Annotated in this window: 18 protein-coding genes and 2 tRNA genes; 17 read left to right on the forward strand and 3 right to left on the reverse strand. The window is 67.1% G+C overall.

What is annotated here, in order from left to right:
- Positions 1–14 precede the first annotated feature (14 nt).
- Positions 15–338 carry a TfoX/Sxy family protein gene (locus ACIQTT_RS00515; protein ID WP_402784594.1) on the forward strand — a complete coding sequence of 108 codons (324 nt, stop codon included), beginning with the start codon at positions 15–17 and terminating at the stop codon, positions 336–338.
- Between the two features lie 54 nt (positions 339–392).
- Here ACIQTT_RS00515 and ACIQTT_RS00520 read toward each other — a convergent pair whose 3' ends face one another.
- Complete coding sequence (locus ACIQTT_RS00520; protein ID WP_247622122.1) at positions 393–635, reverse strand: hypothetical protein; 243 nt, start codon at positions 633–635, stop codon at positions 393–395.
- Between the two features lie 45 nt (positions 636–680).
- Here ACIQTT_RS00520 and ACIQTT_RS00525 point away from each other — a divergent pair, with 45 nt between their 5' ends.
- The 11 genes from ACIQTT_RS00525 (at position 681) to ACIQTT_RS00575 (ending at position 12,536) form a co-directional block, all read left to right on the forward strand.
- Entirely contained in the window at positions 681–1,124 is a 444-nt protein-coding gene (locus ACIQTT_RS00525) for a MarR family winged helix-turn-helix transcriptional regulator (RefSeq protein ID WP_402784597.1), read from the forward strand.
- 51 nt (positions 1,125–1,175) lie between these two features.
- Complete coding sequence (uvrA, locus tag ACIQTT_RS00530; RefSeq protein ID WP_402784600.1) at positions 1,176–4,064, forward strand: excinuclease ABC subunit UvrA; 2,889 nt, start codon at positions 1,176–1,178, stop codon at positions 4,062–4,064.
- Positions 4,064–5,971 carry an excinuclease ABC subunit UvrC gene (gene uvrC, locus ACIQTT_RS00535; protein WP_402784603.1) on the forward strand — a complete coding sequence of 636 codons (1,908 nt, stop codon included), beginning with the start codon at positions 4,064–4,066 and terminating at the stop codon, positions 5,969–5,971. Before uvrA ends, uvrC begins: the two co-directional genes overlap by 1 nt.
- A gap of 33 nt (positions 5,972–6,004) precedes the next feature.
- Positions 6,005–6,877 carry an RNase adapter RapZ gene (gene rapZ / locus ACIQTT_RS00540; RefSeq protein WP_402784605.1) on the forward strand — a complete coding sequence of 291 codons (873 nt, stop codon included), beginning with the start codon at positions 6,005–6,007 and terminating at the stop codon, positions 6,875–6,877.
- Positions 6,878–6,944: 67 nt separating this feature from the next.
- Positions 6,945–7,922 carry a DNA-binding protein WhiA gene (whiA, locus tag ACIQTT_RS00545; protein ID WP_402784608.1) on the forward strand — a complete coding sequence of 326 codons (978 nt, stop codon included), beginning with the start codon at positions 6,945–6,947 and terminating at the stop codon, positions 7,920–7,922.
- A 189-nt stretch (positions 7,923–8,111) separates the two neighbouring features.
- Positions 8,112–8,738 (forward strand): superoxide dismutase, encoded by a 627-nt coding sequence (locus tag ACIQTT_RS00550; protein ID WP_402784611.1) that lies wholly within the window; start codon positions 8,112–8,114, stop codon positions 8,736–8,738.
- A 103-nt stretch (positions 8,739–8,841) separates the two neighbouring features.
- Entirely contained in the window at positions 8,842–9,846 is a 1,005-nt protein-coding gene (gene gap, locus ACIQTT_RS00555) for a type I glyceraldehyde-3-phosphate dehydrogenase (protein ID WP_247622129.1), read from the forward strand.
- Between the two features lie 10 nt (positions 9,847–9,856).
- Positions 9,857–11,071 carry a phosphoglycerate kinase gene (locus tag ACIQTT_RS00560; RefSeq protein WP_402784614.1) on the forward strand — a complete coding sequence of 405 codons (1,215 nt, stop codon included), beginning with the start codon at positions 9,857–9,859 and terminating at the stop codon, positions 11,069–11,071.
- A complete protein-coding gene (tpiA, locus tag ACIQTT_RS00565) occupies positions 11,062–11,853 on the forward strand; it encodes a triose-phosphate isomerase (protein WP_402784617.1) in 792 nt (263 codons plus the stop codon). Before ACIQTT_RS00560 ends, tpiA begins: the two co-directional genes overlap by 10 nt.
- Before the next feature lie 81 nt (positions 11,854–11,934).
- A complete protein-coding gene (gene secG / locus ACIQTT_RS00570; RefSeq protein ID WP_247622132.1) occupies positions 11,935–12,183 on the forward strand; it encodes a preprotein translocase subunit SecG in 249 nt (82 codons plus the stop codon).
- Positions 12,183–12,536 (forward strand): RNA polymerase-binding protein RbpA, encoded by a 354-nt coding sequence (locus ACIQTT_RS00575; protein ID WP_247622133.1) that lies wholly within the window; start codon positions 12,183–12,185, stop codon positions 12,534–12,536. The genes secG and ACIQTT_RS00575 overlap by 1 nt, the downstream gene beginning before the upstream one ends.
- Positions 12,537–12,609: 73 nt before the next feature.
- Here the strand turns inward: ACIQTT_RS00575 and ACIQTT_RS00580 are convergent, their stop codons facing one another.
- Both ACIQTT_RS00580 and ACIQTT_RS00585 read right to left on the reverse strand, forming a co-directional pair.
- A complete protein-coding gene (locus ACIQTT_RS00580) occupies positions 12,610–13,827 on the reverse strand; it encodes a hypothetical protein (protein WP_402784621.1) in 1,218 nt (405 codons plus the stop codon).
- A gap of 101 nt (positions 13,828–13,928) precedes the next feature.
- Positions 13,929–14,002, reverse strand: a tRNA-Gly gene (locus ACIQTT_RS00585).
- Positions 14,003–14,108: 106 nt separating this feature from the next.
- On the opposite strand from ACIQTT_RS00585, the gene ACIQTT_RS00590 reads away from it, so the two are divergent.
- The 5 genes from ACIQTT_RS00590 (at position 14,109) to ACIQTT_RS00610 (ending at position 17,597) form a co-directional block, all read left to right on the forward strand.
- Positions 14,109–14,182 (forward strand) — tRNA-Pro (locus ACIQTT_RS00590).
- Between the two features lie 60 nt (positions 14,183–14,242).
- On the forward strand, positions 14,243–15,706 hold the full coding sequence (gene tig / locus ACIQTT_RS00595) for a trigger factor (protein ID WP_402784624.1): 1,464 nt from the start codon (positions 14,243–14,245) through the stop codon (positions 15,704–15,706).
- Between the two features lie 69 nt (positions 15,707–15,775).
- The gene (locus tag ACIQTT_RS00600) at positions 15,776–16,258 is read left to right on the forward strand and encodes a tetratricopeptide repeat protein (protein ID WP_402784627.1); all 483 of its coding nucleotides are present in this window, start codon (positions 15,776–15,778) and stop codon (positions 16,256–16,258) included.
- A gap of 80 nt (positions 16,259–16,338) precedes the next feature.
- Positions 16,339–16,935, forward strand: coding sequence for an ATP-dependent Clp protease proteolytic subunit (locus tag ACIQTT_RS00605; RefSeq protein WP_247622137.1), 597 nt, complete (start codon positions 16,339–16,341; stop codon positions 16,933–16,935).
- A 20-nt stretch (positions 16,936–16,955) separates the two neighbouring features.
- Positions 16,956–17,597 carry an ATP-dependent Clp protease proteolytic subunit gene (locus ACIQTT_RS00610; protein ID WP_247622138.1) on the forward strand — a complete coding sequence of 214 codons (642 nt, stop codon included), beginning with the start codon at positions 16,956–16,958 and terminating at the stop codon, positions 17,595–17,597.
- The last annotated feature ends 138 nt before the right edge of the window (positions 17,598–17,735 follow it).

Consider the following 17,735-nt stretch of genomic DNA (forward strand, 5'->3'; position numbering starts at 1 on the left):
GTGAGGGGGCGCAGATGGATGCCGCGGGGGAAGAACTCGCCGACCGGATCCGTGCGATCGTCGCGCCCGCATCCGACATCGAAGAGAGGCGGATGTTCGGAACTCGAGCCTTCCTGCTCGACGGCCGGATCCTGGCCGGCGCGCGGCCGGGAGGAGTGCTGCTGATCAAGGTCGCGGCAGATGACGAGGAGATGCTGCTGCTGCGCGAGGGAGCCGCGCGCGCGGTGATGGGGCCGCGGACGATGAGTACGCGATGGATCGATGTCTCCCCATCGGCGATCGCCGATGACGATGAACTGCTGTTCTGGATCGATATCGCGCGCGCCGGAGCCGGCTGAGGCGTCTCTGTCGTCCCCGAGCGCCGGCCGCGGGCGCTCGCGCGGGGCAGTGGATCAGGGGCAGTGGATGAGGGGCTTCGGTCCCGATCGGTCGATCTCGTGCGCTGTCATCGGCGCCCCGCACAGCGGGCAGGCGCGCTCGGCGCGCTCCGCGGCACTCGGAGGGGGAGTCTTCTCGTAGGGGCCGACGGACGCGGGCCCGGCGAACCGGATGAGGTTGGTGTTCACCCAGGCGTACAGCCCTCCCGCCTCGCGGATACGCGTGCGCAGGGGAGCCCGTTCCGGATCATGTGCCATGTTCATTAGTGTACTAACGATTAGGGCGGTTGTATAGTTGGCCTGATGAGCGCATCCGACGAACTCCTCCGGCTCGAGAACCAGCTCTGCTTCGCGCTGGTGACCGCGGCGCGCAACGTCGTCGCGATCTATCGACCGATCCTGGAACCGCTGGGGCTGACCCACCCGCAGTATCTGGTGATGCTGGCACTGTGGGAGCGATCCCCGCGCACTTTGAACGATCTCGCCGCCGATCTAGCTCTGGAGCCGGCGACGGCGTCGCCGCTGGTCAAGCGGCTGGAGGCCGAGGGGCTCATCGCGCGGGAGCGCAGCACGGAGGACGAGCGGCGTCTCGACATCACCCTCACCCAGGCGGGAGGAGTGCTGCGAGAGCGTGCGCTGGAGGTGCCGGCGAGGGTGATGGCCGCGGTCGGGATGGACGTGCAGGAAGTTTCTGCTTTGCGAGACGGACTGGGGCCGTTCGCGGGGCGGCGCCTCGGAGGCGCCTGAGCATCTGGGCGCTGCGGAGCCAATGTCGGTGGCCCCTCGTAGACTTGTGCGGTGCCTATCGTCCCCGTCGCCACCCCCGGAAAACTCAGTGTTCGCGGTTCCCGCGTGCACAACCTCAAGAACGTCGACATCGACATTCCCCGTGACTCGCTCGTCGTGTTCACCGGCCTCTCCGGGTCCGGCAAGTCCAGCCTCGCGTTCGACACGATCTTCGCGGAGGGGCAGCGTCGCTATGTCGAATCGCTGAGCGCCTACGCGCGGCAGTTCCTCGGTCAGGTCGACAGGCCCGACGTCGATTTCATCGAGGGGCTGAGCCCGGCGGTGTCGATCGACCAGAAGTCGACGAACCGGAATCCGCGCTCTACCGTCGGAACGATCACCGAGATCTACGACTACATGCGTCTGCTCTGGGCCCGCATCGGCATTCCCCACTGCCCCGAGTGCGGCGAGAAGATCCAGCGGCAGACCGTGCAGCAGATCGCCGACCAGCTCATGGAGCTGCCCGAGCGCACCCGTTACCAGATCGTCGCTCCGATCGTGTCGCAGAAGAAGGGCGAGTTCGTCGACCTCTTCCGCGAGCTCGGTGCCAAGGGATACTCCCGTGCGATCGTCGACGGCGATCTCATCCAGCTCGCCGAGCCGCCCACCCTCAAGAAGAGCTACAAGCACGACATCGCCGTGGTCGTCGACCGTCTGGTGGCGTCGGACGACATCCTCGGCCGCGTGACGGACTCCGTCGAGACGGCTCTCGGCCTCGCCGGAGGCGTCGTCCAGGTCAACTTCGTCGATGAGGAGGGCGACGACGCATGGCAGTCCTTCTCCGAGAAGCTCGCCTGCCCGAACGGGCACCCGCTCAGCCTCACCGAGATCGAACCCCGCACCTTCTCGTTCAACGCTCCGTTCGGGGCGTGCCCCGCGTGCTCCGGTCTGGGCACGCGCATGTCGGTCGACGTCGACCTGATGCTCGGCGACGAGGACCTCTCGATCCGCGAGGGCGTCATCATCCCCTGGACCACGCAGGGCAAGGGTCTCTTCCAGTACTACGAGCGCCTGCTCGAAGGCCTGTCACGCGACCTCGACTTCTCGCTCGACACGCCCTGGCGCGAGCTGCACTCCGACGTCCAGGACGCGGTGCTGCGGGGCGAGAACTACAAGGTCACCGTGAAGTGGAAGAACCGGTACGGGCGAGAGATGCGGTACGCCTCCGGGTTCGAGGGCGTCGTACCCTACATCGAGCGACAGTACCTGCAGGCCGAGTCCGACACGCAGCGCGGTCGATGGGGCGAGTACCTCCGCGAGGTGCCGTGCCCCGTGTGCGACGGGAATCGTCTGAAGCCCGAAGTCCTCGCGGTTCAGGTGCAGGGGCACTCCATCGCCGAGGTCTCGCACCTCAGCCTGAGCGATGCGCAGTCCTTCATGCAGACGTTGACCCTCACCGAGCGCGAGGCGAAGATCGCCGCCCAGGTCCTGCGTGAGATCCGTCTGCGTCTCGACTTCCTGCTGCAGGTGGGGCTCTCGTACCTCAACCTGAGCAGGTCAGCCGGTTCTCTCTCCGGCGGTGAGGCGCAGCGCATCCGTCTCGCGACGCAGATCGGATCGGGTCTGACCGGTGTGCTCTACGTTCTCGACGAGCCCTCGATCGGCCTCCACCAACGCGACAACCGGCGCTTGATCAACACCCTGCTCAAGCTGCGCGATCTGGGCAACACCCTGATCGTGGTCGAGCACGATGAAGAGACGATCGAGGCGGCTGACTGGGTGGTCGACATCGGCCCGGGAGCCGGTGTCAACGGCGGTGAGGTCGTGCACTCGGGTCCCTACGCGGCTCTGCTCGACGATCGCGCGTCGATGACGGGGGAGTACCTCTCCGGTCGTCGCGAGATCCCGACCCCGACCAAGCGTCGCAAGCTCGATCGCAAGCGCATGCTCAACGTGATCGGCGCCCGCGAGAACAATCTCAAGAACGTCGATGCGAGCTTCCCGCTCGGAGTGCTCACCGCTGTCACCGGCGTCAGCGGTTCGGGTAAGTCGTCACTGGTCAACGACATCCTCTACCAGGTGCTCGCGTCACGCCTGAACGGCGCCCGCACCGTCCCCGGCAAGCACACCCGCGTGACGGGTCTCGACAACCTCGACAAGGTGGTGCATGTCGATCAGGCGCCGATCGGCCGCACGCCGCGCTCGAACCCGGCGACCTACACCGGTGTCTTCGACCGCATCCGTTCGCTCTTCAGCGAGACGCCCGAGGCGAAGGTGCGCGGCTATCAGCCCGGGCGCTTCAGCTTCAACGTCAAGGGCGGGCGCTGCGAGGCGTGCTCGGGTGACGGCACGATCAAGATCGAGATGAACTTCCTCCCCGATGTGTACGTGGACTGCGAGGTCTGCCACGGTAAGCGGTACAACCGCGACACCCTCGCCGTGCACTACAAGGGCAAGAACATCGCCGAGGTCCTCGAGATGCCGATCGAAGAGGCCGCGGAGTTCTTCGAGCCCATCCAGGCGATCCACCGCTATATGAAGACGCTGGTCGACGTGGGGCTCGGCTACGTGCGCCTCGGGCAGTCGGCGACGACGCTCTCGGGCGGAGAGGCGCAGCGCGTGAAGCTCGCCACCGAGCTCCAGCGCCGCAGCAACGGCCGCAGCATCTACGTGCTCGACGAGCCGACCACCGGTCTGCACTTCGAAGACGTACGCAAGCTCCTCGAGGTGCTGAACGGACTCGTCGACAAGGGCAACACCGTGATCGTCATCGAGCACAACCTCGACGTCATCAAGTCCGCCGACTGGGTCATCGACCTCGGTCCCGAGGGTGGTTCCGGCGGTGGGGAGATCCTCGCAACGGGTACCCCGGAGCAGATCGCCCGGGTCGAGGAGAGCCACACCGGGCAGTTCCTCGCCGAGATCCTCGGGGAAGGGCGCGCCGCGCGCAAGGCCAGCTGATGGCCGATGTGCTTCCGTACAAGCCGCGGCCGGGAGAGATCCCGACCGATCCCGGTGTGTACCGTTTCCGTGATGCCGATGGGCGGGTGCTCTACGTCGGGAAGGCGAAGAACCTCCGCCAGCGGCTGTCGAACTACTTCGCCCCGTTGCGCACGCTCCACGAGCGCACGCGGCGCATGGTCACGACGGCTTCCTCGGTCGAGTGGACCGTCGTCTCGACCGATGTCGATTCGCTGCAGCTGGAGTACATGTGGATCAAGGAGTTCGATCCGCCCTTCAACGTGCGCTACAAGGACGACAAGTCCTACCCGTTCATGGCGGTGACCCTCGGCGATGAGGCGCCTCGCGTGCTCGTCACCCGCAACCGCAGGATTCCCGGTGCGCGGTACTTCGGCCCGTATCCGAAGGTCTGGGCCGTGCACGAGACGATCGACCTGATGATCAAGGCGTTCCCGATCCGCACCTGCAGCGACGCGAGTTACAAGCGCGCCATGCAGACGGGGCGCCCCTGTTTCCCCGGACAGATCGGCAAGTGCGGCGGGCCGTGCTCGATGACCGTGACCATCGAGGAGCACCGGGCGATGGTGAACGACTTCGTGGCGTTCATGGCCGGCGGCGACGAGCGCTTCACGCGCGACCTCCGCAGGCGGATGCTCGATGCCTCCGCGGCGATGGACTACGAGGCGGCGGCCAAGTACCGCGACAAGCTCTCCGCGATCGAGGCGGTGCTCGGGAAGAGCGCGCTCGTGCTGGCGTCCGACGAGGACGCCGACCTCTTCGGTATCGCCGAGGACGAGCTCGCGGCAGCCGTTCAGCACTTCGTGATCCGCGGCGGTCGTGTGCGCGGCGTGCGGGCTCTGACGATCGAGAAGGAGATCGACATCTCGGGTGCCGAGCTCGTCGATCAGGTGCTCCAGCGAGCGTACGGAGATGCCGCCGACGTACCGCGGCGGATCCTCGTGCCCTCGTTGCCGGACGACGCTCCCGAGATGGAGGAGTGGCTCCGCGAGCGGCGGGGCAGGAAGGTCGAGATCGCCGTCGCGCTGCGTGGCCAGCGCGCGGATCTCATGCGCACCGCCACCCTGAACGCACAGCAGGCCCTGATCCGCTACAAGACGCGGCGGACGAGCGACTACGTGGCCCGAACGCAGGCGCTCACCGATCTGCAGGAAGCCCTCGGTATGGACGAGGCTCCGCTGCGTATCGAGTGCTTCGACATCTCGCACCTCGGCGGCACGAACGTGGTCGCCTCGATGGTGGTCTTCGAGGACGGCCTCCCGCGTAAGGACCAGTACCGATCCTTCGGCATCGCCGAGACCACGGACGACACCGACTCGATGTACCAGGTCCTGCGTCGCCGTCTGGCGTATCTCGACCGACCGGATCCGGTCGTCGTCAGCGATCCGACGCTCGCCGGGGTCGACGCCGACGGTGAGATCGAGGCAGAGACCGGTCGCAAGAAGCCGCGCTTCGCCTACCGGCCGCAGCTGCTCCTCGTCGACGGCGGCAAGCCGCAGGTCGAAGCGGCCGCACGTGCCCTGCGCGATGCGGGTCACCCGGAGATCAGCGTGTGCGGCATCGCGAAGCGCCTCGAGGAGGTCTGGCTACCGGGCGATGATTTCCCCGTGATCCTGCCGCGCACGAGCGAAGCGCTGTATCTGCTGCAGCGCCTGCGCGACGAGGCCCATCGGTTCGCGATCGTCCATCAGCGCAAGAAGCGTCGCAACGACATCACCACGGTGCTCGCCGAGGTCCCGGGACTCGGCGCCGCGCGCATCAAGGTGCTGCTCAAGCACTTCGGATCCGTGACGGCACTGCGCGCCGCGGAGCCGGGCCAGATCGAGGAGGTGCAGGGCATCGGGCCGGTGCTGGCGCAGAACATCCACACGCACCTCGCCAGTCGATAGGCTGGTGTCCCAGGCGAAAGGGATGAGCGAGAGATGACCGAGTCCGAGAAGGGCGAGTTCCTCATCGTCACAGGTATGTCCGGCGCAGGCCGCACGACGGTGGCGAACGCCCTCGAAGACCTCGGCTGGTACGTCGTCGACAATCTCCCGCCCCAGATCCTGCGGCCGTTGATCGACCTCACCGACATGGGTGGGGACGCGCTCCCCAAGGTCGCGGCCGTCGTGGACGTGCGCGGACGAAGCCTCTTCGACGACTTCCCGGAGGTCGCGCGCCTGCTCCGCTCGCGCGGATCCGTGCGAGTGCTGTTTCTCGAAGCATCCGATGACGTGCTCGTCCGGCGCTTCGAAGCCGTCCGCCGGCCGCATCCGCTCCAGAACGACGGAACGCTCCTCGACGGTATCCGCCGCGAACGCGCCCGACTCGCGCCGATCCACGAATCCGCCGACATGGTGATCGACACGTCGACGTTGAACATCCATCAGTTGGCGACACAGGTCTCGGAGCTGTTCTCCGAAGAGGGGCAAGCGCGCCATCGCGTCACGCTGCTCAGCTTCGGATTCAAGTACGGCCTGCCGACCGACGTCGATCTCGTGGCCGACATGCGATTCCTGCCGAACCCCTTCTGGAACGAGGAGTTGCGCGGTCTCACCGGGCAGGACGAGCCGGTGCGCGAGTATGTGCTGTCGCGTGAGGGGGCGGGCGACTTCCTCGAGGCCTATGCCGCGGCTCTCACTCCGGTGCTCGAGGGGTATCAGCGCGAGAACAAGAGCCACTCCACCATCGCGATCGGCTGCACCGGAGGCAAGCACCGCTCCGTCGCCATGTCGGAGGAGTTGGCGCGACGTCTCGCGGCCATTCCCGGGGTGGCCGTCAACGTCCGTCATCGCGACCTCGGGCGCGAGTAGGGGAGCGCCCAGCCGGTAAGCTGGACGTTTGCGTCGCGACCCGGCGCGTGAACGTAGAAGGAGTCCCGTGGCACTCACCACCGACGTCAAGGCCGAGCTGGTCAGCATCCGAAATGCACCCCCGACGGTGCGAGTCGCGGAGGTGACCGCCATCCTGCGGTTCGCCGGCGGCCTGCACTCGATCGCCGGTCGGGTGGCCGTCGAAGCGGAAGTGGATGCCGAGACTCTCGCGCGTCGCGTGGCCCGGGATCTCGCCGAGATCTACGGTGTTCGTCCCGAGATCGCCCAGGTTCAGTCCAGCACCGCCAACGAGGGCGCCCGATGGGCCGTGCGCGTCATCGACTCGGGGGAGACTCTCGCCCGTCAGACCGGTCTCCTGGACCAGCGTCGTCGTCCGGTGCGCGGACTCCCGAACCGCCTCACGACCGGTTCGCGCTCGGAACTCGCCGGTCTCTGGCGCGGTGCCTTCCTCGCTGCGGGAACGCTCAGCGAGCCCGGCCGCTCCGCCATGCTCGAAGTCGTCTGCCCGTCATCGGAGGCCGCGATGGCGCTCGTCGGTGCCGCGCACCGCCTGGGAGTCGCTGCGAAGGCCCGTGAAGTCCGCGGCATGCCGCGCGTGGTCGTCCGCGAGGGCGAAGCGATCCGCGCCATCCTCAGCGAGATGGGTGCCCACCGCACCGCTGTGGCGTGGGAAGAACTGCGGCAGCGCCGAGAGGTGCGCGCCGGTGTCAACCGTCTCGTCAACTTCGACGACGCGAACCTGCGTCGTTCGGCGCAGGCCGCCGTCGCCGCGTGCGCGCGCGTCGAACGTGCGCTCCAGATCCTCGCCGACGAGGTACCCGACCACCTGCGCGTGGCGGGCGAGTTGCGTCTCGCTCACCGCGATGCGAGCCTCGACGAACTCGGACACCACGCCGACCCGCCGCTCACGAAGGATGCCGTCGCCGGCCGCATCCGTCGTCTCCTGGCGATGGCCGACAAGAAGGCGCAGCACGACGGGATCCCCGGGACCGAGGCGGCGGTGCCCGCCGGGCTCGACGTCTGAACCTCGCCTCAGTGCTCACAAGAGAGCCGGTCCTGTCAAGGGTCGGCTCTCTTCGTCATTCAGCGGAAGGATCCGGTGCCGTCGGGCGTTGTGCGTCAGTAGGATGAGTTACGTCCGCTCCTCGCCGCATCTCGGCGGCGCGGAGGATCGGCAAGCGCCGCGGCGCGGCGCGGATTGGATGAAAGCGATATGGCGACCTACACGCTCCCCGACCTCCCCTACGACTTCGCAGCTCTCGAGCCGCACATCAGCGGAAAGATCATGGAGCTGCACCATGACAAGCACCACCAGGCGTATGTGACCGGTGCGAACACCGCGCTCGAGCAGCTCGCCGAGGCCCGCGACAGCGGAAACCTCGCGAACGTCAACAAGCTCGAGAAGGACCTCGCGTTCAACCTCGGTGGACACGTCAACCACTCGATCTTCTGGACCAACCTCTCGCCGAACGGCGGCGGCCAGCCGGAGGGCGAGCTGAAGGCGGCCATCGACGAGTACTTCGGTTCTTTCGAGAAGTTCAAGGCGCACTTCACCGCGGCAGCCACCGGCATCCAGGGTTCCGGATGGGCCGTGCTGAGCTGGGATCCGATCGGCGCCCGCCTGATCATCCAGCAGCTGTTCGACCAGCAGGCGAACACCGCGCAGGGCACCGTTCCGCTGTTCCAGCTCGACATGTGGGAGCACGCCTTCTACCTCGACTACCTCAACGTGAAGGCCGACTACGTCAAGGCCGCGTGGAACATCGCCAACTGGGAGAACGTCGCCCAGCGCTTCGAGGTGGCCCGCGAGAAGACCGCTGGCCTGCTGGTACTGTCGTAAACAAGACGGGCGTCCCGACGGACGATTCGCCCGTCGGGACGCCGTTGTCCACGCTTCTCTAGTAGAAACCGCGCGCAAGCGCACGAGAAATCAGGAGACCTGAGTGTCTGTCAAGATCGGTATCAACGGCTTCGGCCGTATCGGACGCAACTACTTCCGCGCGGCTCTCGCGCAGGGAGCGGACATCGAAATCGTCGCGGTCAACGACCTCACCGACAACAAGACCCTGGCGCACCTGCTGAAGTACGACTCGATCACCGGTCGCCTCGACGCCGAGGTGAGCTACGACGAGAACAGCATCACCGTCAACGGCAACGTCATCAAGGCTTTCGCCGAGCGCGACCCCGCCAACCTCCCCTGGGGCGAGCTGGGTGTCGACATCGTCATCGAGTCGACCGGCTTCTTCACCAAGGCGGAGCTCGCCAAGAAGCACATCGACGCCGGCGCCAAGAAGGTGCTCATCTCGGCTCCCGCCACGGGTGACGACGCGACCATCGTGATGGGCGTGAACGAGGACACCTACAACCCGGCGACCGACCACATCATCTCGAACGCCTCCTGCACGACGAACTGCCTCGCGCCGCTGGCCAAGGTGTTCAACGACGCGTTCGGCATCGAGACCGGTCTCATGACCACGGTCCACGCCTACACCGCAGACCAGAACCTGCAGGACGGCCCGCACAGCGACCTGCGTCGCGCCCGCGCCGCAGCGATCAACATCGTCCCGACCTCCACGGGTGCGGCCAAGGCCATCGGCCTGGTCCTGCCGGAGCTCAAGGGCAAGCTCGACGGCTTCGCGCTGCGCGTGCCGGTGCCCACCGGCTCGATCACCGACCTCACGATCACGACCAAGACCCCGGTCACGGTCGATGAGATCAAGGCCGCGTACAAGGCAGCTGCCGAGGGCCCCCTCAAGGGCATCCTCAAGTACACGGAGGACGAGATCGTCTCGAGCGACATCGTCACCGACCCGCACTCGTCGATCTTCGACGCCGGTCTGCTCCGTGTCATCGGCAACCAGGTCAAGCTCTCCAGCTGGTACGACAACGAGTGGGGCTACTCCAACCGTCTCGTCGACCTGACCGAGTACGTGGCAGAGCGTCTCTGAGCATCGCCCCATGACTCTGCGCACCCTGGACTCACTGGGTTCGCTCGAGGGCAAGCGCGTCATCGTCCGTTGTGACCTGAACGTCCCCCTGCGGGACGGGGTCATAACGGACGATGGCCGTGTACGCGCCTCGTTGCCGACCCTCAACGCACTCATCAACGCGGGCGCCCGCGTCGTCGTCTGCTCGCACCTCGGCCGCCCTGACGGCGCGCCCGACCCCCAGTACAGCCTCGAGCCGGTCGCTCAGCGGCTGTCCGAGTTGCTCGGCAAGCCGGTCGCCTTCGCCCGCGACACGGTCGGCGAGTCGGCGAAGGATGCCGTGGCGTCGCTCGAGAACGGCGACGTCGTCGTGATCGAGAACCTGCGTTTCAACCCGGGGGAGACCTCGAAGGATGACGCGACCCGCGCGGCGTTCGCGGCCGAACTGGCGGAGCTGGGCGACGTCCTCGTCTCCGACGGCTTCGGTGTCGTGCACCGCAAGCAGGCGAGCGTCTACGACCTCGCGGAGATCCTGCCCTCGGCTGCCGGTCTGCTCATCGCGGCAGAGCTGGACGTGCTCGATCGTCTCACCGAGAACCCCGAGCGCCCGTACGCGGTCGTGCTCGGCGGGTCGAAGGTCAGCGACAAGCTGGGCGTCATCTCGCACCTGCTGCCGCGCGTCGATCGGATCCTCGTCGGTGGCGGCATGCTGTTCACCTTCCTCAAGGCGCAGGGCCACGATGTGGCCTCGAGCCTCCTGGAAGAGGATCAGCTCGACACAGTGCGCGGCTACATCGCCGAGGCCGAGAAGCGCGGCGTGGAGCTCGTGCTCCCGACCGACGTGGTCGTAGCCGCCTCGTTCTCCGCAGATGCGGCGCACGAGACCACGGCCGCCGATGCGATCGAGTCGACGGCGTTCGGCTCGTCGGGCATCGGTCTCGACATCGGCCCCGAGACCGCCGCGCGGTTCGCGGAGGTCATCCGGGAGTCGAAGACGGTGTTCTGGAACGGTCCGATGGGCGTGTTCGAGTTCCCCGCTTTCGCGAACGGCACGAAGACCGTCGCGCAGGCGTTGACCGAGGTCGACGGTCTCAGCGTGGTCGGCGGGGGAGACTCCGCAGCCGCCGTGCGTCAGCTCGGATTCGCCGACGACCGCTTCGGCCACATCTCGACCGGCGGCGGCGCCAGCCTCGAGTTCCTCGAGGGAAAGAAACTACCCGGCCTGGAGGTGCTCGGATGGGCCTGAACGCCCGTACCCCGCTGATCGCGGGAAACTGGAAGATGAACCTCGACCACCTGCAGGCGGTCGCGTTCGTGCAGAAGCTGCATTGGACGCTGAAGGATGCCAAGCACGAGGACGGTTCCGTGGAGGTGGCGGTGTTCCCGCCCTTCACCGACATTCGCAGCGTGCAGACGCTGATCGACGCCGACAAGATCCCGTTCGCCCTAGGCGCGCAGGACGTCTCGGCGCACGACTCGGGCGCCTACACCGGTGAGGTCTCGGGTGCGTTCCTCGCCAAGCTGGATGCGAAGTACGTGATCCTCGGCCACTCGGAGCGTCGTGAGTACCACGCCGAATCCGACGAGGTCGTCGCGGCCAAGGTGCAGGCGACGATCAAGCACGGTCTCGTGCCGGTGATCTGCGTCGGTGAGACCGCGGAGGATCTCGAGAAGTTCGGGGCCAGCGCGGTTCCGGCCGGTCAGCTCGAAGTCGCGCTGCAGAACGTGCCGGCATCCGCCGACATCGTCGTGGCGTACGAGCCCGTCTGGGCGATCGGCTCGGGACAGGCGGCGACGCCGCAGCAGGCGCAGGATGTCTGCGCCGCGTTGCGCGGTGTCATCGCGAAGGTCCTCGGCGACGATGCGGCCGCCCGCACCCGGATCCTCTACGGCGGTTCGGTGAAGTCCGCGAACATCGCGAGCTTCATGCGCGAGCCCGACGTCGATGGTGCGCTGGTGGGCGGTGCGAGCCTCGTCGTCGACGAGTTCGCTGCGATCATCCGCTTCGAGAAGCACGTCGGAGTGTGAGTGCGGCGGGGCTTCGGCCCCGCTGCACCGTATACTTGACCGTTACGGGGGCACTCCTGCCCCAGCGAAAGGCTCTTTCTCGTGGCAATTCTCGAGTTCGTCCTGCAGGTCGTGCTGGGCATCACCAGCGTTCTGCTGACCCTTCTCATCCTTCTGCACAAGGGTCGCGGTGGCGGCCTCTCCGACATGTTCGGTGGAGGGATGTCCTCGGCGGTCGGCTCGTCCGGTCTCGCCGAGCGCAACCTGAACCGCTTCACGGTCGTTCTGGCATTGGCCTGGTTCGTGGCGATCGTCGCGCTGGGACTCATCACGAAGTTCGAGGTGATCTGATGGCTACCGGTGGCAACGCCATTCGTGGCACCCGCGTCGGCTCCGGCCCGATGGGCGAGCAGGACCACGGTTACCACGCCGACCGCATCGCGGTCTCGTACTGGGACGGCCTCGGCAACGAGACGGTTCGCTACTTCGCGGCAGGTCTGCCCGAAGAGGAGATCCCCGACACGATCGATCACCCGCAGTCCGGTCTTCCGGCCGGTCGCGATCGTGAGAATCCGCCCGCGCTGGCGAAGACCGAGCCGTACAAGACGCACCTCGCCTATGTGAAGGAGCGTCGCACCGACGAGGAGGCCGTCCAGCTCCTCGACGACGCGCTCACTCAGCTGCGCGAGCGTCGCGGGCAGTAATTCCGCAGACAGACATCACGAAGCCCCCGCGATCGAATCGCGGGGGCTTCGTCGTGTCTGCAGGTGGGGAGCGTCAGCGGCATCCGGCGGCCGCGGCGATGTAGCTCTCCGGCGGGTAACCGTAGGCCCAGACGCCGTTCGCGTCGTCGGTGAATCCCATGCTGATCGCCCAGGCGGTCGCCCACTTCTCGATGCTGTCCTGGGTGGAGGAGTCGTACATGTCTTCGCACTTCACGCTGATCGCGTGGCCGACCTCATGGGCGACGAGCGCTTTGCTCCGCTCGGCGGGCCACTGCTCGGCGACCGAGTTCGACAGCAGGATCACGGATCGGTCCGGCTCGTCCCACCACCAGGTCGTGTACCCGCCCATGCTCCCGTTGTCGCCTGCTCCGTTGACGATCGGGGCCCAATCGAACTCGAGCAGCACGCCCGGGGCGAGCGAACGGGCGAACGCCTCGATCTCGAGCCGGGCGCCGAGCAGCGGGCCGGCCTTCTCCGCCATCTCCGCATCCTGGGAGACGACGACCTGGGCGGCGGATGCCTGGAGCGCGGTGAAGCGCGCTACGGCGTCCTGGTCGAGCGTCGTGAGCGGAGCGATGTCCTCGGCGGCTGTGCGCATCGCGATGATGTCGAGGTTCTTCGCCGAGAGGTGCGCGGCCTCGAACGCAGGAACGGCGGCGGCGGCGCCGGTGACGATCGTGCTGGCGGCGTCGATCATCGCGGAGTCCGCCTGTTCCACCACGGGCAGCTGCGCGTCGAGGTCGGATCGGAGCGCGTCGGCGTCGTCGGCCTGCGCATCGAGAAGATCCGCGGTGCCGAACAGCTCCCAGAACCAACCCGGCTTCTCGCCGAGTCGGGGCGGGTCTTGCGCCGTCAGCTCCTGGGCGGTCGTTGTCTCGTCCTTCGCGTCGGTGATCGCCGTGGTGAGATCGTCGAGCAGGATGCCGTCCATCAGCATGCCGGTGTCGGCGGCGAGCAGCTGATCGGCGGAGGTGGTGGTCGCGGTCAGTGCGTCGACACCGGTCTCGAGTGCGGAACGCGCAGAGATCGCGTCGGTGCGGACGGCCTGATAGGCGTCGGCCGCATCGTCGAAGCGGAGGTTGGCACCGATATGGACGGCCGTGAACGCCCCGACGGCGACGGCCGCACCGAGGATTCCGAACACCAGAGCCTTCGGTGTGTAGCGGCGGCGGCGGACGACCGCTTCCGTTCCGCCGGAGAATCGCGGGGGCAGCTGGTGGTGCCCGTGCGCGGGGACGATCCCGCTCGGAGGTCGATTCCCGTCGCTCACCGGCATCCCCCTCGTCGTGGCACCACGTGGATATGCCCTCGAGTCTAGGAGATGGCGCGGACGACGAAGGCCCTCGTCTCGCGACGAGGGCCTTCGTGATGTGGAGGGGCTGACGGGAATCGAACCCGCATCATTAGTTTGGAAGACTAAGGCTTTACCACTAAGCTACAGCCCCGGAAACGAGCCCAGGAGCTCGGTTGCCGACTCATCGACTATACCGGACTCTGAGGCATGCTCCTGTCCGTTAGACTCGGTGGGGCTGAATCTGCGTGCGGATTCCCCGGGGCGTAGCTCAGTTTGGTAGAGCGCCCGCTTTGGGAGCGGGAGGTCGCAGGTTCAACTCCTGTCGCCCCGACACGGCCCCCAAGGCTCACGGCCGCGGTGCACCGCGGAAATCACAAGGAGACACACAAGCATGGCGAACAGCACCGTCGAGAAGCTGACCCCGACCCGGGTCAAGCTCACCATCACGGTCACCCCGGACGACCTCAAGCCGAGCATCGCTCACGCCTACGAGCACATCGCTCAGGACGTCCAGATCCCCGGCTTCCGCAAGGGCAAGGTCCCTGCTCCCATCATCGACCAGCGCGTCGGCCGCGGCGCCGTCATCGAGCACGCGGTCAACGAGGGCCTCGACAAGTTCTTCCGCGAGGCGAGCGCCGAGCACAAGCTGCGCATCGTCGGCCGTCCGTCCGCCGACATCACCCAGTGGCCGAGCGAGAAGGACTTCTCCGGCGACCTGCTCGTCGATGTCGAGGTCGACGTGCGCCCCGAGATCGAGCTCCCCTCCTACGAGGGCATCACCGTGACCGTCGACGCCGTCGAGGCGGATGACGCCGCTCTCGACGCCGAGCTCGAGAACATGCGCGCCCGCTTCGGCACGCTGGTCCCGGTCGACCGTCCCGCAGCGAAGGGCGACTTCGTCGAGCTCGACCTCGTCGCCACCATCGACGGCGCAGAGATCGACCGCGCCGAGGGCGTGTCCTACGAGGTCGGCTCCGGCGAGCTGCTCGAGGGCATCGACGACGCAATCGAGTCGCTCACCGCCGGTGAGGACACCACCTTCCGTTCGGCTCTCGTCGGCGGAGACCACGCCGGTTCCGAGGCCGAGGTCGCCGTGACCGTCAAGGCCGTCAAGGAGCGCGAGCTCCCCGAGGCCGACGACGACTTCGCGCAGATCGCGAGCGAGTTCGACACCATCGCCGAGCTGCGCGCCAGCCTCGCCGAGCGTGTGGCGCAGCAGGGCGTGTTCACGCAGGGTTCGGCCGCGCGCGACAAGCTCGTCGAGACGCTGCTCGAGCAGATCGAGATCCCAGTTCCGCCGCAGCTCATCGAGGACGAGGTGCACAACCACCTCGAGGGCGAGAACCGCCTCGAGGACGACGTCCACCGTGCCGAGGTCACCGAGGCGAGCGAGAAGCAGTTCCGTACGCAGGTTCTGCTCGACACGATCGCCGAGCAGGCCGACGTGCAGGTCTCGCAGGAGGAGCTCAGCCAGTACCTCGTGCAGTCCGCTGCACAGTACGGCATGGCGCCGCAGGAGTTCGTCGAGGCTCTGCAGTCGTCGAACCAGCTCCCCGCACTCGTCGGTGAGGTCGCGCGCAACAAGGCGCTGGCCGTCGCCCTGGGCAAGGTCAAGGTCGTCGACACCAACGGCAAGCCGGTCGATCTGTCCGATTTCATCGTGACCGATGACGAGGCGGAGGCTGCGGAGGCCGAGGAGGCTCCCGCCGAGAAGAAGGCTCCGGCGAAGAAGGCTCCCGCCAAGAAGGCTCCCGCCAAGAAGGCGGCCGACGGCGACGCCGACGAGAAGCCGGCTGCGAAGAAGCCCGCCGCCAAGAAGGCTCCGGCCAAGAAGGCGGCCGACAAGGCCGAGTGATCTCACGATCACCATGAAAGGGGCGGATGCTGCGGCATCCGCCCCTTTCTCATCAGCGAGGAGTGCCCGATGGATGACTGGAACACGCGGATCGATGCCGTATGGGCGGACGCCGCCCTGACCGATGCGGAACGGATCGTCCGCATCGACGCTCTCGCGGCGGAGCGGAGCGACGACGACGGCCGCGCGCTGTTCGAGCGGGCCGGGGCCCGCGACTCCGCCGGTATCGAGGCGGAGGCCGAGGTGCTCTACCGGCGCGCTCTCGCCGAAGGTCTCGACGAGGAGCATCGGCCGCAGGCCGTGATCCAACTGGCGAGCACTCTGCGGAACCTCGGCGGCACCGACGAGGCGCTGGAGATGCTCCGAGCCGAGAGGGAGCGGGGCGGCGCTTTCGGCGATGCGGCGTCGGCCTTCTACGCCCTCGCACTGGTGTCGAGCGGCGATCCCGTGCGCGGTGCCGCCATCGCGCTGGAGGCGCTCGCGCCGCACCTGCCGCGGTACACGCGCTCGGTCACCGGATACGCCCGCGAACTGGTCGATCCGCCACGCTGATATGCCGACGGCGAACAACGGCCTGAGGGCTGCGCGGTCGCCGGTAGATTCGAAGCACGAACACGGAAACAGGAGCTGAAATGGCTGCAGAACCCCTTGTCGCGACGAGCGTCTTCGACAGGCTGCTGAAGGATCGCATCATCTGGCTGGGCTCAGAGGTGCGTGACCAGAACGCCAACGAGATCTGCGCGAAGATCCTTCTTCTCGCCGCAGAGGACTCGGAAAAGGACATCTACCTCTACATCAACTCGCCCGGTGGCTCGATCACCGCGGGAATGGCGATCTACGACACGATGCAGTTCGTGCCGAACGACATCGTCACCGTCGGTATCGGCATGGCCGCCTCGATGGGACAGCTGCTGCTCACCAGCGGCACCAAGGGCAAGCGCTACATCACCCCGAACGCACGCGTGCTGCTGCACCAGCCGCACGGCGGCTTCGGTGGAACGTCGAGCGACATCCAGACCCAGGCGCAGCTCATCCTGTCGATGAAGAAGCGTCTCGCCGAGATCACCGCCGGTCAGACGGGCAAGTCCGTCGAGCAGATCAACGCCGATGGCGACCGCGACCGCTGGTTCACGGCCGAGGAGGCGCTCGAGTACGGCTTCGTCGACCACATCCGCGAGCACGCCAGCGACGTCACCGGTGGCGGCGGCACGGCCGACGACGCCGCGTAATCCGGATTCGAAAGGACACCATGTACACGCCCACTTTCCAATCCGCAGGCAACCTGCCCTCCAGCCGCTACGTGCTCCCTCAGTTCGAGGAGCGTACGGCATACGGCTTCAAACGCCAGGACCCGTACAACAAGCTGTTCGAGGATCGCGTGATCTTCCTCGGCGTGCAGGTCGATGACGCGTCCGCCGATGACGTGATGGCGCAGCTCCTCGTTCTCGAGAGCCAGGACTCCGAGCGCGACATCACGATGTACATCAACTCGCCCGGCGGCTCGTTCACCGCGATGACGGCGATCTACGACACGATGCAGTACGTCGCGCCGCAGATCCAGACCGTCGTCCTGGGCCAGGCGGCTTCCGCGGCATCCGTGCTGCTCGCCGCCGGCGCGCCGGGCAAGCGCCTCGCGCTGCCGAACGCTCGCGTTCTGATCCACCAGCCCGCCATGGGCGAGGCAGGCCAGGGGCAGGCATCCGACATCGAGATCCAGGCGGCGGAGATCCTCCGCATGCGCACCTGGCTCGAAGAGACCATGGCGAAGCACACCGGCAAGCCGGTCGAGCAGATCAACCGCGACATCGATCGCGACAACATCCTCTCGGCCGAACAGGCTCGCGAGTACGGGATCGTCGATCAGGTGCTCACCTCGCGCAAGCGCGCCTGAGTCGCTCTCTCCTCGAAGGGGCGTCGGTCATGTGACCGGCGCCCCTTCGTCGTACCCGGCAGATGTGCGGACGAATGCCGGTCGATGCTCATATGAGCATCGACGTGCGCCAACGCGGGAAGCGTCGTACGCTGGACC

It is taken from the genome of Microbacterium sp. NPDC090225, assembly GCF_044772365.1.
In the GTDB taxonomy this organism is placed as follows: domain Bacteria; phylum Actinomycetota; class Actinomycetes; order Actinomycetales; family Microbacteriaceae; genus Microbacterium.

Coding starts and splice junctions, on each gene's coding strand:
- ACIQTT_RS00520 (WP_247622122.1), bottom strand. CDS start 635: ATGGCACATGATCCGGAACGGGCTCCCCTGCGCACGCGTATCCGCGAG.
- uvrC (WP_402784603.1), top strand. CDS start 4,064: ATGGCCGATGTGCTTCCGTACAAGCCGCGGCCGGGAGAGATCCCGACC.
- ACIQTT_RS00605 (WP_247622137.1), top strand. CDS start 16,339: ATGGCTGCAGAACCCCTTGTCGCGACGAGCGTCTTCGACAGGCTGCTG.
- ACIQTT_RS00610 (WP_247622138.1), top strand. CDS start 16,956: ATGTACACGCCCACTTTCCAATCCGCAGGCAACCTGCCCTCCAGCCGC.
- ACIQTT_RS00525 (WP_402784597.1), top strand. CDS start 681: ATGAGCGCATCCGACGAACTCCTCCGGCTCGAGAACCAGCTCTGCTTC.
- ACIQTT_RS00560 (WP_402784614.1), top strand. CDS start 9,857: ATGACTCTGCGCACCCTGGACTCACTGGGTTCGCTCGAGGGCAAGCGC.
- tig (WP_402784624.1), top strand. CDS start 14,243: ATGGCGAACAGCACCGTCGAGAAGCTGACCCCGACCCGGGTCAAGCTC.
- ACIQTT_RS00515 (WP_402784594.1), top strand. CDS start 15: ATGGATGCCGCGGGGGAAGAACTCGCCGACCGGATCCGTGCGATCGTC.
- tpiA (WP_402784617.1), top strand. CDS start 11,062: ATGGGCCTGAACGCCCGTACCCCGCTGATCGCGGGAAACTGGAAGATG.
- ACIQTT_RS00575 (WP_247622133.1), top strand. CDS start 12,183: ATGGCTACCGGTGGCAACGCCATTCGTGGCACCCGCGTCGGCTCCGGC.
- rapZ (WP_402784605.1), top strand. CDS start 6,005: ATGACCGAGTCCGAGAAGGGCGAGTTCCTCATCGTCACAGGTATGTCC.
- ACIQTT_RS00550 (WP_402784611.1), top strand. CDS start 8,112: ATGGCGACCTACACGCTCCCCGACCTCCCCTACGACTTCGCAGCTCTC.
- ACIQTT_RS00600 (WP_402784627.1), top strand. CDS start 15,776: ATGGATGACTGGAACACGCGGATCGATGCCGTATGGGCGGACGCCGCC.